The following is a 12,997-nucleotide window of genomic DNA, read 5'->3' as shown; positions in this document are numbered from 1 at the left end:
GCTGCACTCCGCCGTCGATCGTACGCGGGTGCGATCGAGCCCTGTCAAGGAGTCCGGAAGGGCCGGGGGCGGTGTCTCGGAAGTGACAGGAGATCGCAACAGTGCGGCAATGATGGATGGTTGACGGAGCAGTCGGACGACTGTTCACTTGTGCTCATGAACGCCGTGGAGCCCCTGGTCACCCGCGACCACATCGACTTCGGTCGGGTGTGGTCCGCGGCGTGTCGCGGCTGACCCGGCGGCGGGCCGCCCGTCCGGCCTGATCTCCCCCGGGGAGCCTCCCTCGGCCTTCCCCGTCGCGGGCCCTCGCTCCGCCCGCCGCCTTCCATGCGACTGACGTTCCGTCAGGTCCTTTCCCGTGTCCGAGACTCCGCGCTGCGCTCCGGCAGTCCGCCCCGTCACGTACCCGCGCGCTCACCCACACGCTCACACGCTCACACGCTCTCCCGCACGGACGGCCGCCCTGCCGCGGCCTCCTCCGGCCTGCCCACCCGCGGCCGGCGGCTCCACCCCGCCCCGAAAGGTCCCGCCATGCCCGTCGAAGTGAAGCCGCGCGCCCCGGAGTTCCGCCGGGTCGCCATGGACGACCCGCTGGTGGAGCCGCTGCTGCGTGAGCTCGCCGAGGAGTACGTCAGCCGCTACGGACCGCACGCGGACGAGGAGTTGACCCGCTACCCCGCGGAGCAGTTCGCCGAGGCCAACGGCGGGGTGCTGCTGCTCCTGCTGGAGGGCGGCGAGCCCGTCGCCGGAGGCGCGTACAAGCGCTACGACGACCGCACCGCCGAGGTGAAGCGGATGTGGACCCACTCCGCGCACCGCCGCCGGGGCCTGGCCCGCCGGGTGCTGGCCGAGCTGGAGCGCACGGCGGCCACCGCCGGCTACGACCGGATCCACCTCACCACCGGGCCGCGCCAGCCCGAGGCCCGGAGCCTCTACCTGGCCACCGGCTACACCCCGCTGTTCGACGTCACCGCCGATCCGCCGACCATCGGCCCGCTGCCCTTCGAGAAGCAGCTGGCCGTGGCGGTTCCCGCCCCGAAAGGCCGCACGTGAAGCGCACCACCGCCCGCCGCCTGTCCGTCTCCCTCGCCGCCGTGCTGCCCGCCCTGGCCCTGGCCGCCTGCGGCTCGGACCCGAAGATCGCGGGCGCGCCCGGGGCGAGCGGGCCCGCCGCCACCGCCACCGAGGACGTCGTCTCGGCCGTCGCGAAGTCGGATGCCGCCGCCGCCCTGCTGCCCGAGGAGGTCCGCAAGGCCGGAACGGTCAGGTTCGGCTCCTCCTTCGGAGCCCCGCCCGCGGCCTTCTACCCGGACCCGGCCACCAGGAAGGCCGCGGGTATCGACATCGACTTCTCCGACGCCGTCGCCAAGGTCCTCGGCCTGACCGTCCAGCGCGAGGACGCCGCCTTCGAGACGATCCTGCCCGCCCTGGGCAGCGGCAAGTACGACGTCGGCACCGGCAACTTCGGCGTCACCACCGCCCGGCTCAGGACCATCGACTTCGTCACCTACATCGACGACGGCCAGGGCTTCTCGGTGAAGAAGGGCGACACCGCGCTCCAGCCGGTCACCGACCTGGCGCAGCTGTGCGGGCTGACCATCGGCACCGGCGCCGGCACCACCTTCGAGAGCACCCTCAACAGCCGCAGGAACGTCTGCACCGACGCCGGCAAGAAGCCGTACGAGGTCAAGGCGTTCAGCGACAACGGCGCGCTGCTCACCGCCGTCCAGCAGGGCCGGGTGGACGTGCAGATGTCCACCATCAACGGCCTGCGCTACCAGGCGGCCAAGGACGCCTCCGGAGTCCGCTTCCTGAACGAGTTCCACCGGCTGGACGTCGGGTTCGCCTTCGCCAAGGGCTCCAAGCTCACCCCGGCCTTCCAGGCGGCGGTCAACCAGCTGATCAAGGACGGGACGTACGACCGGATCCTCAGGAAGTGGGGGGTCACGGACTCCGCGATCAAGGAGTCGCAGATCAGCCCGCCCGAACACGCGTGACCCGCCGCGCCGTAGAAGGAGCCCCCGAAGGAGCCCCGCCATGACCGCCACCACCGACACCGCCACCGCACCCGCCCGCCCCAGACCCGGCCGGGCCGCCCGCACCGCCCGGGCCGCCGCGGTCGACCTCGACTCGCTCGACTCGCTCGACGAACTCGAGGGCCTCAGGACCGTCCCCGCCCGCCACCCCTGGCGCTGGGCGGCCGGAGCCGTCGCCGTCGTGCTGCTGATCCAGTTCGGCCACGGCCTGGCCACCAACCCCGGCTGGGACTGGCCCACCTTCCGCGCCTACTTCACCGCCGACGTGATCGTCACCGCCGTCGGCCGCACCCTCGAACTCACCGCCTACGGCACCCTGCTGGGCTTCCTGCTCGGCGCCGGGGTGGCGGCGCTGAGGCTGTCCCGCAGCGCGATCCTGCAGACCATCGCCTGGGCGTACGTCTGGGTGTTCCGCTCGATCCCGCTGATCGTGCAGCTGGTGTTCTGGTTCAACCTCTCCTACCTGTACAAGGAGTTCGGCTTCGGCATCCCCTTCGGGCCGACCTTCGGCGCCTTCCGGACCGTGAACGTGCTCAGCGCCCTCGGCGCCGCCGTGCTCGGCCTCGGGCTCCACCAGGCCGCGTTCGCCGCCGAGATCATCCGCGGCGGCATCCTCGCCGTGGACGGCGGCCAGCGCGAGGCCGCCGCCGCCCTCGGCATCCCGCGGTGGCGGCAGGCGTGGCGGATCGTGCTGCCGCAGGCCATGCGCGGCATCCTGCCGTCCGCCGCCAACGAGGTGATCTCGCTGCTCAAGGGCACCTCGGTGGTCTACGTGATGGCGATCGGCGAACTCTTCTACCAGGCGCAGGTGGTGTACGGCCGCACCGGCCGGGTGGTGCCGCTGCTGATGGTGGCCACGGTCTGGTACGTGGTGCTGACCACCGTGCTGTCCATCGGCCAGTACTACGTCGAGCGGTACTTCGCCCGCGGCTCCGAGCGCACCCCGCCGCCCACCCCCTGGCAGCGCCTGCGCGCCTTCGCCCGGAGCCTGCGCACCCGTACACCCGCCGCCCGTACATCCGCTGCCCGCACACCCGCCGCCCGTACCGTCGGAGGACGATCGTGACCACCCTGACCAAGCCCGCCGCCCCGATGGTGCGGGTGCGGGGACTGCACAAGAGCTTCGGCGACCTCGACGTGCTGCGCGGCGTCGACCTGGACGTCCCGGCCGGCTCGGTGACGGTGGTGCTCGGCCCCTCCGGCTCCGGCAAGTCCACCCTGCTGCGCGCCATCAACCACCTGGAGAAGCTCGACCGCGGCTACGTCGCCATCGACGGCGAGCTGATCGGCTACCGCCGCTCCGGCGACCGGCTGCACGAGCTCAAGGAGCGCGAGGTGCTGCGCCAGCGCACCGGCATCGGCTTCGTCTTCCAGAACTTCAACCTGTTCCCGCACCTGACCGTGCTGGAGAACCTCGTCGAGGCGCCCGTCGCCGCGCTGCGCCGGCCCAAGGCCGAGGCCCGGGCGACGGCGCTGGCCCTGCTGGAGCGCGTCGGGCTGGCCGACAAGGCGTCCGCCTACCCCCGGCAGCTCTCGGGCGGCCAGCAGCAGCGGGTGGCGATCGCCCGGGCGCTGGCGCTGGAGCCCAAGGTGCTGCTGTTCGACGAGCCGACCTCGGCGCTGGACCCGGAGCTGGTCGGCGAGGTCCTCGACGTGATCAAGGACCTGGCGCGCAGCGGCACCACGATGATCGTCGTCACCCACGAGATCGGCTTCGCCCGCGAGGTCGCCGACACCGTGGTCTTCATGGACGGCGGCGTGGTCGTCGAGCAGGGCCCGCCCGCGGAGGTGCTGGACAGCCCGCGCCACGAGCGCACCCGGGCCTTCCTCGCCAAGGTCCTCTGAGTCCCTTTCTCCGCACATCCCTTCCACCGAGCAGGAGTTCCGCCGTGTCCGTACCCCGTCGCGCCCTCGTGACCGCCGCCGCCGCGTTCGCCGCCGCCCTCACCCTGGCCGCCTGCGGCAGCGGGGCCACGGGCGCCGCGGCGGACCTCGCCCCCGCCAAGGGCAGCGTCGCGCCCAACGGCGTCAAGGTGAACCTCACGCCGAACCAGAACCGGGTGACCACGCCCAAGGTCGACGCGATCGCGGCGCTGGTACCGGAGGAGATCAGGAAGAGAGGCACACTGACGGTCGTCAACTCCCTCGGCGCGACCCCGCCGCTGGAGTTCTACGCCGACGACGACAGAACCGTCATCGGTGTCGAGCCCGACATCGCCTACCTGCTCGGCAACGTGCTCGGCCTCAAGGTCGAGGTCACCCCCGTGTCCTGGGAGAACATCTTCGTCGGCCTGGACAGCGGCAAGTACGACGTCGGCGTCTCCAACATCACCGTCACCGAGGCCCGTAAGGAGAAGTACGACTTCGCCACCTACCGGCAGGACATCCTCGGCTTCGAGGTGAAGAAGGGCGCCGGCTTCAAGGTCACCGGCGCCGCCGACCTCGCCGGGAAGTCGGTGGGCGTCACCTCCGGCACCAACCAGGAGAAGCTGCTGATCGCCTGGAGCGAGGAGAACACCAAGGCCGGCCGCAAGCCGATCGACATCAAGTACTTCCAGAGCACCGAGTTCTACCTCGCCCTCTCCTCCGGCCGCATCGACGCCTACGTCGGCCCCAACCCCAACCTCGCCTTCCACGCCGCGCAGACCGGCGAGACCGAGGTCGTCGGCACCTACTCCGGCGGCGGCGCGGACGTCCAGGGCAAGATCGCGACCACCACGAAGAAGGACAACGGGCTCGTCCAGCCCCTCAACCAGGCCCTCAACGAGGTGATCAGGAACGGTACGTACGCCCAGGTGCTCAAGCGCTGGGGCCTGGACAACGAGGCCGTGCCCACCTCCGAGATCAACCCGCCGGGCCTGCCCAAGCAGAAGCCCTGACGGAGTCCGAGGCTCGTTCACCCGTTCGTCCCCGTCCGCCGCTAAGGTGGCCCGACCCCGGCGAACGCCGGGCGGGGACGGGCGGGTTGGGGGCACACATGCAGCAGGGAGACCTGCTCGGCGGCAGGTACCGGCTGGTGAGGCAGCTGGGCAAGGGCGGCTTCGGCGTGGTCTGGCTGGCGGTCGACACCGTGCTCCACCGCGAGGTCGCGGTGAAGCTGCTTCGGGCCGAGCACGCCGCCGACCGCGAGCTGGTGGAGAGGTTCGTCCGCGAGGCCAGGGCGGCGGGCGGCCTGAACAACCCGCACATCGTCACCGTGCACGACTACGGCCGCATCGTGGACGGCGACGGCGAGACCCACTACCTGGTGATGGAGTACGTCCAGGGCCGGGCGCTGTCCGAGGTCCTCGGCGCGAGGCCCCTGCCCGAGCACGCGCTGGCGCTCAAGTGGATGGTCCACGTCTGCAAGGCGCTGGACGCGGCGCACCGCAAGGGCATCGTCCACCGCGACATCAAGCCCCAGAACGTCATGATCGACGCCGAGGACCGGGCCAAGGTGGTGGACTTCGGCATCGCCCGGCTGCTCGGCCAGAGCGGAGCCGGCCTCACCTCCGCCGGCGTCGTCGTCGGCACCGTGCCCTACCTGGCCCCCGAGTGCTGGGGCGACGGCGTCATCGACGGCCGCGCCGACCTCTACGCGCTCGGCATCATGATGTACGAGGTGTGCGCGGGCGAGCGCCCGATCCGCTCCGACACCCCCATCGGCTACATGACCAAGCACGCCACCGAGATCCCGCCCCGGCTGCGCAGCATCGACCCGGCGCTGGCCGACCTCGTCGCCGACCTGCTCGCCAAGGACCCGAACGACCGGCCCGCCGGCGCCGCCGAGGTCCGCGAGCGGCTGCGCGGGATCCGGCCCGGGATGCTCGGCCCGGGCGACCTCACCGCCGAGGAACTGCGCCGCCGCGTCGACCAGGCGTGGCGCCGGGGCGAGGAGGGGGAGTACGGCCAGGCCGTCGAGATGATCGTCGAGATGCTCCCCCGCTTCGCCCGGATCTGCGGCCCCACCGACCCGCGCACCCTGCGCACCTGCCACGATCTGGCCCTGTGGCTGGCCCGTGACGGCCGGCCGGGCGTCGCGGTCGCGCTGTTGCGCGAGCTGCTGCCCGGCCTCGCCGGCGAGCCCGCCGCCCGCGCCGACGTCGAACGCGACCTGCGGTACTGGCAGGCGGTGGTGGACCGCGACGGCGAGGGCGAGGCGGGGCCGGCGCTGGCCCTGACGAGGCTGCTCGAAGGGGTCTAGGACAGGGGTCCGGAACAGGGGTCTAGGACTGGGCGGCCCGTTCGGAGGCGGCGCGCAGGGCGGCCGAGGCGCCCTCGGCGATCGGGTCGCCGTGCCCGAACACGGCCGTCTCCACCGGGAGCGCGGCCAGGCGGTGGAAGGACTCCAGCGCCTGCTTCGGATCGGTGTGGAACACCCCGGGCCGGGTCTGCCCGCCGACGTTGCTCGCGAGGTCCCCGGTGAACAGCACCCCGGCGCCGGGCAGGTGCAGGGCGATGCTCCCGTCGGTGTGGCCGGGTACGTGCACCACCACCGCGCCGCCGCCGATGTCCAGCACGTCGCCCTCGCCGACCTCCCGGTGCACCGGGCAGGGCTCGGCGGGCGGTATCGGCGGCAGCCCGTCCCAGATCTCCTGCTCGAACGGGCTGAGCACGGGCGGTAGGGGTGGCTGCTCGCGCCGGATCACCGGGGCGTCCAGGCGGTGCGCGACCACTTCGGCGGACCAGCGGCGGGCGAGTTCGGCGGCCGATCCGGTGTGGTCCTCGTGGTGGTGGGTGAGGACGATGCGGCGCAGCGCCGCCGGGTCCAGTCCGAGCCCGCGCACGGCCCGTTCGATGTCCTGGGCCGATCCGGCGATGCCGGTGTCGACCAGGGTCAGTCCGTGCGGGTCGCGCCACAGGTAGGCGGCGCCGAACTCCAGTGTGATCATGTGCAACTCGTCGCGTACCCGGATGATCTCCATGGCCCGAATCCTCGGTCCCCGGGTGGTGGGCGCGCCCGCCCGTTCGCCCACGGCGCAGGGCGTCAATCGTGCGCGCGCCCGATCCGGTACGGCCGGGGCCGGGCCGGGTTGGGAGAATTTCGCCCATCGGGACGGTCTGGTCCGCCGCCGGGGCCGTTGATATACCTCGTCACCGGGCTGCGACCGAGCTCGGGTGAGCGGCGAACGAGCTGCGACCGAGCTGCGACGAAAGGCTGGTGACGGATCGATGAAGCTCCTGCGTGTCGGACCGGTGGGCGCCGAGCGCCCGGTCGTCCTGGGCGAGGACGGCACCGCGTACGACCTCTCCGGAAGGGCCCGCGACATCGACGGGCCCTTCCTCTCCGGGCTGGACCGGGCCGCCCTGGCCCGCGAGGCGGCCACCGGCGCCCTGCCGGTGATCGACCTGGACGGCCTGCGGGTGGGTGCGCCGGTGGCCAGGCCCGGCAAGGTGGTCGGCATCGGGCTCAACTACCGCGACCACGCGGCCGAGGCCGGGGCGGCGATCCCGGCCGAGCCGGTGGTCTTCCTCAAGCCGTCCAACACCGTGGTCGGCCCGTACGACGAGGTGCTGGTGCCGCGCGGCGGCGAGAAGACCGACTACGAGGCCGAGCTGGCGGTCGTGATCGGCCGCACCGGCCGCTACCTGGAGTCGCACGCCGAGGCGGCCGGGGTGATCGCCGGGTACACGATCGCCAACGACGTCACCGAGCGGGCCTTCCAGTTCGAGCGCGGCGGCCAGTGGGACAAGGGCAAGTCGGCGGAGACCTTCACCCCGCTCGGCCCCTGGCTGGTCACGGCGGACGAGGTGCCCGACCCGCAGGCGCTGACCCTGCGGCTCTGGGTCAACGGCGAGCAGCGCCAGCACGGCAGCACCGCGGAGATGATCTTCCCGGTGCTCGAACTCGTCCGCTACGTCAGCCACTTCATGGTGCTGGAGCCGGGCGACGTGATCGTCACCGGCACCCCGGCCGGCGTCACCCTGGGCCGCCCCGGCACGCCGTACCTCGCCCCGGGGGACGTCGTGGAGATCGAGGTGGACGGCCTCGGCCGCCAGCGCCAGGTGCTCGGCAAAGCCTGACCACGGCCGCCGCCCGACCCTCGGCCCTGTCCGGCGCACGGGGGTCGGGTCGCGTCACCGTACGGACAGCACCTCGCGCAGCCGCCCGGCCCGCGTCGAGTCCGGCCCCTCCAGCGTGAGCAGCAGCGCCAGCACCTCCGCCGTCTGCGGGTCGCGCAGCGCCGTCGCCGCCGCCATCGCCGTGAACTGGTCCACCAGCCAGTCGCGCAGCTCCGGCACCGGCAGCGCGCGCCCCTCGTCCAGCCAGCTCAGCGAGGCCCCCTCGACCACCGCGATCCAGGAGCGCACCAGCAGCGTCAGCCGCGGCCCGGCCTCCCGGACGCCCAGGTGCCGCAGCGTGCGCCGCAGCGCCGCCCGCCGGACGTCGTCGACGATCGCGCAGGTGCGGGCCGTCTCCACCACCGAACCGCCGCGCAGCAGCGCCGAGTAGCCCGCGTCGTGCTCGGCGACGAACGCGAAGTAGCCGTCCAGCACCGCCGCCAGCTGTTCGGTCGGCGTGCCGGAGACGGGCACCACGAAGCGGCTGGTCAGCTCGTCGGCCGCGGAGCGCAGCGCGGCCTCGTACAACTGCTGCTTGCCGCCCGCGAAGTAGCGGTAGACCAGCGGGCGGGAGGCTTCGGCGGCCTCGGCGACGTCGTCGAGGCTCACCTCTTCGGGGGGCCTGGAGGCGAACAGCTCCAGGGCGACGGCGATCAGCTGTTCGCGCCGCTGCTGCACCGGCAGCCGCCGGTAGCCGGCGCGGCGACGGCGCGGCTCGGATGCGTCCGGGGCGGGGTTGGGGACGTCTGCCGTGGCGGGGCGGGCTTCCATGGCCGTCAGCGTAATGGGCATCGGGCCGATCCGGTCCTGTCTCCGCGCGGTTGTTTCCGAACGGACGTCCGTACCTCGCAGGCTGTCCCGGTGGTCACCGATCGTGATCGAGAGGGGCTTGAAATCGCCTGACGCCACGCGATGATGTGCGGATGGCTGAAGAACTGATCACCACCGACGGCACCACCCCGCGCCGCCTCGCCGACGACTACGTCCGCGAACTGGCCGAGCTGAACCCGCTGATCGCGGTCTACCTCGGCCTCAACCCCGAGGACGACCGACTGCCCGACCTCTCCCCGGCCGGTTCCGAGGCCCTCGCCGACCTCGCCCGCCGCACCCTGGCCCGTCTCCAGGACGCCGAGCGCTCCGTCGCCCCCGACGACGACGCCGAGCACCGCTGCGCCCGGCTGCTGCGCGAGCGGCTCACCGCCGAGATCGCCGTCCACGACGCGGGGGAGAACTACCGCTCCCTGCGCAACCTGGGCTCGCCGGTCCACGACCTGCGCGAGAGCTTCACCCTGATGGCCACCGACACCGAGGCCCAGTGGCAGGTGGTCGGCCGCCGCCTGGCCCGGGTGCCGCTGGCGCTGGAGCAGTACCGGCAGACCCTCGCCGAGGGCGTCGAGCGGGGCCTGCTCTCCGGCCCGCGCCAGGTCTCCACCGTGATCGGCCAGCTCGCCGACTGGCTGGAGGGCGAGAACCCCGGCGGCTGGTTCGGCACCTTCGTCCAGGACGCCCCGGAGTCGCTGCGCGCCGAGCTCGCCGGGCACGCCGTGGCGGGCGCCGAGGCCCTGGCCGCGCTGCGCGACTGGCTGCGCGACGTGTACGGCCCGGCCGTCGCCGACACCCCGGACCCGGTGGGCCGGGAGCGCTACGGCCGCTTCGTCCGCTTCTGGACGGGCTCCGACCTCGACCTGGACGAGGCGTACGCCTGGGCCTGGAGCGAGTTCCACGACCTGCGCGCCCAGATGGAGACCGAGGCCGAGAAGGTCCTGCCCGGTCAGGGCCCGATGGCCGCGATGAAGTGGCTGGAGACGGACGGCCCGGCCGTCGAGGGCTCCGAGAACGCCCGCGAGTACCTCCAGGGCCTGATGGACCAGGCGATCCGGGACCTCCAGGGCATTCACTTCGACCTGGCCGAGCCGGTCACCCGCGTCGAGTCGCGGCTGGCCCCGGCCGGCAGCGCCGCCGCGCCGTACTACACCCAGCCCTCGCTGGACTTCTCCCGCCCCGGCCGCACCTGGCTGCCGGTGCTCGGCGAGGACCGCTTCCCCGTCTGGGACCTCGTCTCGACCTGGTACCACGAGGGCGTCCCCGGCCACCACCTCCAGCTCGCGCAGTGGGTGTACGTCGCCGACCGGCTCTCCACCTACCAGGTGAGCCTCGGCGGGGTCAGCGCCAACATGGAGGGCTGGGCGCTGTACGCCGAGCGCCTGATGGACGAGCTGGGCTACCTCACGGACCCCGGCCACCGCCTCGGCTACCTCAACGCCCAGATGATGCGGGCGCTGCGGGTGATCGTCGACATCGGCATGCACGTGGGCCTGGACTTCCCCGCCGACTCCCCGTACCGGCCGGGCGAGAGCGTCACCCCCGAGCACGCCCGGGAGTTCTTCGGCCTGTACTGCGGCCTCCCGGCCGACTTCCTGGACAGCGAGCTGGTCCGCTACCTCGGCCTGCCGGGCCAGGCGATCGGCTACAAGCTCGGCGAGCGCGCCTGGCTGAGCGGCCGGGCGGCGGCGCGGGCGGCGCACGAGGCGCGCGGCGAGGAGTTCGACCTCAAGGCGTGGCACATGGCGGCGCTCTCGCAGGGCTCGCTGGGCCTGGACGACCTGGTCGCGGAGCTGTCCGCGCTCTGAGCCGGGCGCTCCGGCGCCCCGGGACCGTGGTGCCAGGGCCCCTCGGAACTCCTTCCGGAGTCCCGGGGGGCCTGGTTCTTTGGTCCCGTATCGGGCGATTTGTACATTTTTTCCTTGCGATCCGCCCGCCCCGGAGGTCGACTGGAAGGCGACTGCGTGACCTCTCCGACCACTCCGGAAGGCTCTACCAGTGACTGCTCAACCAGCCACCGCTCATGGGCAGGCGGACAACCGCCGATGGTGGGCACTGGCGGTCATCGCCATCGCCCAGCTCATGATCGTCCTCGACATCACCATCGTGAACATCGCCCTGCCCTCCGCCCAGCGGGACCTCGGCATCTCCGACGCCGACCGGCAATGGGTGATCACCGCCTACACCCTCGCCTTCGGCGGCCTGCTGCTCCTCGGCGGACGCCTGGGCGACCTCTACGGCCGCAAGCGCGTCTTCACCATCGGCCTGCTCGGCTTCGCCCTCGCCTCCGCCATCGGCGGCGCGGCGGCCAGCCCCGAGATGCTCTTCGGCGCCCGCGCCCTCCAGGGCGGCTTCGGCGCCCTGCTCGCCCCCTCCGCGCTGGGGCTGCTCTCCACCACCTTCTCCGACCCGAAGGAGCGAAGTACGGCCTTCGGCATCTTCGGCGCCATCGCGGGCGGCGGCGCCGCCATCGGCTTCATCACCGGCGGCGTGCTGACCGAGTACCTGAACTGGCGCTGGTGCCTGTTCGTCAACACCCCGATCGCCGTGGCCACCGCCTTCGCCGCCTTCTCCGTGCTCGAACGCGACCACATCGCCAAGGGCCGCCGGATCAAACTCGACCTGCCCGGCGCGCTGATCGGCAGCGCCGGACTGCTGGCGATCGTCTACGGCACCTCCGAGGCCGTCACCCGCGGCTGGGTGGACGCCCTGGTGCTCGGCTCGCTGATCGGAGGCGTCGCCCTGCTGGTGCTGTTCGTCCTGGTCGAGAGGCGCTCGCGGCACCCGCTGCTGCCGATCCACATCGTCGCGGACCGCAACCGCGGGGGCGCCGCGCTCTCGGTGGGCCTGGCCATGGTCGGCATGTTCGGCCTGTTCCTGTTCCTGACGTACTACCTCCAGGCCATCAAGCACTTCTCGCCGATCGTCTCGGGCCTGTCCTTCCTGCCGATGACCGGCGCCATCATCCTCAGCTCCACCGGCTTCGCGGCCCGGCTGATGACCAGGGTGCCCTCGCGCAACCTCATCGGCCCCGGGCTGCTGCTCGCGGGCGGCGGCATGGCCTGGCTGACCCAGATGAAGGTGGACAGCCCCTGGGCCGGGATGGTGCTCCCCGCGGAGCTGCTGCTCGGGTTCGGGATGGGCATGGTGTTCATGCCGTCGATGAGCCTGGCCACCCTCGGCGTCGCCCCCAACGAGGCCGGCGCCGCCTCGGCCACCATCAACTCGGCCCAGCAGGTGGGCGGTTCGGTCGGCACCGCGCTGCTGAACACCGTCGCGGCCAGCGCCACCGCGACGTACCTGTCCACCCGGCTCGCCTCGGACAGGCTGGTCCAGGCCCAGGGCGCGGTGCACGGCTACGTGGTCGCGACCTGGGTGGCGATGGGCGTACTGCTGCTCGCCGCGCTGGTCGCCTTCGTGATGATCGACCACCGGCCGGCGCCCGGCGAGGCGACCACCGTCCCGGGCGGCGCGGTCCGGCAGCCCGCGCAGCAGACGCAGGCCGCACAGGCCGCACAGGCGGAACGGCCCGCACAGGCCGAGCAGCCCGCGCAGGCCGCCGCCGTCGCACCCACCGACCGCGAGAGAGCGGGGTGAAAGGGCCCCTGACCTGCGACTTCGCGCGGGATCAAAACGGCTTACCGGGAGGTCGGTGACATTTTTCTCATCGACCTCCTAGCCTTCGGTAACGACCTTTCGAGGCTGAGGCGTCATAGTCGTTGATCGGTACACCACCACCGATCGACGGCAGGGGAGTCAAGGCATGGGTCAGCACCGTCGCCCGAGGTCGCGCCGCCGCATGCTCACCCCGGCCCTGTTCACCGGTTTCTCGGCGGTCGTCGTAGCCGGCGTCGTCGCCGGCACCCACGGGCTGAACCTCTCCGACACGACGGCCGCCGCGAAGGCCCGCAGCACCCGGCCCGCCGTCCAGCCCGCCCAGGACGCCGCCCCCGCGGCCCCCGCCTCGCCCGTCGCCGTGGCCGCCCCCAGTGCGACGGCCACGCCGAGCGCTCCCGCGACGACCCCGGCCGCGGCCCCGGCCCCCGCCCCCGCAACCCCGACCCCCGCCGCGACGACCCCGGCCGCCGTCCCCACCC

General features: G+C 72.8%; 11 protein-coding genes and 1 pseudogene. 10 read left to right on the top strand and 2 right to left on the bottom strand.

Annotation, left to right across the window (positions count from 1 at the left end; genetic code table 11):
- Nucleotides 1-531: 531 nt before the first annotated feature.
- The 6 genes from IH61_RS0133345 (at nucleotide 532) to IH61_RS0133320 (ending at nucleotide 6,219) form a co-directional block, all read left to right on the top strand.
- Nucleotides 532-1,053, top strand: coding sequence for a GNAT family N-acetyltransferase (locus tag IH61_RS0133345; protein ID WP_051838499.1), 522 nt, complete (start codon nucleotides 532-534; stop codon nucleotides 1,051-1,053).
- Nucleotides 1,050-1,997 (top strand): ABC transporter substrate-binding protein, encoded by a 948-nt coding sequence (locus tag IH61_RS0133340; protein ID WP_078911591.1) that lies wholly within the window; start codon nucleotides 1,050-1,052, stop codon nucleotides 1,995-1,997. Before IH61_RS0133345 ends, IH61_RS0133340 begins: the two co-directional genes overlap by 4 nt.
- 40 nt (nucleotides 1,998-2,037) lie before the next feature.
- Complete coding sequence (locus tag IH61_RS0133335) at nucleotides 2,038-3,102, top strand: amino acid ABC transporter permease (protein WP_051838498.1); 1,065 nt, start codon at nucleotides 2,038-2,040, stop codon at nucleotides 3,100-3,102.
- A gap of 26 nt (nucleotides 3,103-3,128) precedes the next feature.
- Entirely contained in the window at nucleotides 3,129-3,881 is a 753-nt protein-coding gene (locus IH61_RS0133330) for an amino acid ABC transporter ATP-binding protein (RefSeq protein ID WP_031076805.1), read from the top strand.
- 44 nt (nucleotides 3,882-3,925) lie between these two features.
- On the top strand, nucleotides 3,926-4,915 hold the full coding sequence (locus IH61_RS0133325; RefSeq protein ID WP_031076803.1) for an ABC transporter substrate-binding protein: 990 nt from the start codon (nucleotides 3,926-3,928) through the stop codon (nucleotides 4,913-4,915).
- A 98-nt stretch (nucleotides 4,916-5,013) separates the two neighbouring features.
- Nucleotides 5,014-6,219, top strand: coding sequence for a serine/threonine-protein kinase (locus IH61_RS0133320; RefSeq protein ID WP_051838497.1), 1,206 nt, complete (start codon nucleotides 5,014-5,016; stop codon nucleotides 6,217-6,219).
- Nucleotides 6,220-6,241: 22 nt separating this feature from the next.
- Here IH61_RS0133320 and IH61_RS0133315 read toward each other — a convergent pair whose 3' ends face one another.
- On the bottom strand, nucleotides 6,242-6,940 hold the full coding sequence (locus IH61_RS0133315; RefSeq protein ID WP_031076800.1) for an MBL fold metallo-hydrolase: 699 nt from the start codon (nucleotides 6,938-6,940) through the stop codon (nucleotides 6,242-6,244).
- 247 nt (nucleotides 6,941-7,187) lie between these two features.
- Between IH61_RS0133315 and IH61_RS0133310 the strand changes: the two genes are divergently transcribed.
- Entirely contained in the window at nucleotides 7,188-8,039 is an 852-nt protein-coding gene (locus tag IH61_RS0133310) for a fumarylacetoacetate hydrolase family protein (RefSeq protein WP_031076798.1), read from the top strand.
- 54 nt (nucleotides 8,040-8,093) lie between these two features.
- Here IH61_RS0133310 and IH61_RS0133305 read toward each other — a convergent pair whose 3' ends face one another.
- On the bottom strand, nucleotides 8,094-8,849 hold the full coding sequence (locus IH61_RS0133305) for a TetR/AcrR family transcriptional regulator (RefSeq protein WP_051838496.1): 756 nt from the start codon (nucleotides 8,847-8,849) through the stop codon (nucleotides 8,094-8,096).
- A gap of 152 nt (nucleotides 8,850-9,001) precedes the next feature.
- On the opposite strand from IH61_RS0133305, the gene IH61_RS0133300 reads away from it, so the two are divergent.
- The 3 genes and pseudogenes from IH61_RS0133300 to IH61_RS47400 all read left to right on the top strand — a co-directional run.
- A complete protein-coding gene (locus IH61_RS0133300) occupies nucleotides 9,002-10,708 on the top strand; it encodes a DUF885 domain-containing protein (protein WP_031076795.1) in 1,707 nt (568 codons plus the stop codon).
- Nucleotides 10,709-10,898: 190 nt separating this feature from the next.
- Nucleotides 10,899-12,497, top strand: coding sequence for an MFS transporter (locus tag IH61_RS0133295; protein WP_234327437.1), 1,599 nt, complete (start codon nucleotides 10,899-10,901; stop codon nucleotides 12,495-12,497).
- Between the two features lie 166 nt (nucleotides 12,498-12,663).
- A pseudogene (locus IH61_RS47400) lies at nucleotides 12,664-12,997 on the top strand (hypothetical protein); the annotation flags it as partial.

The organism is Streptomyces sp. NRRL WC-3742, from assembly GCF_000720635.1.
Lineage (GTDB): Bacteria > Actinomycetota > Actinomycetes > Streptomycetales > Streptomycetaceae > Kitasatospora.
This window is presented reverse-complemented; position numbering and strand designations above follow the sequence as displayed.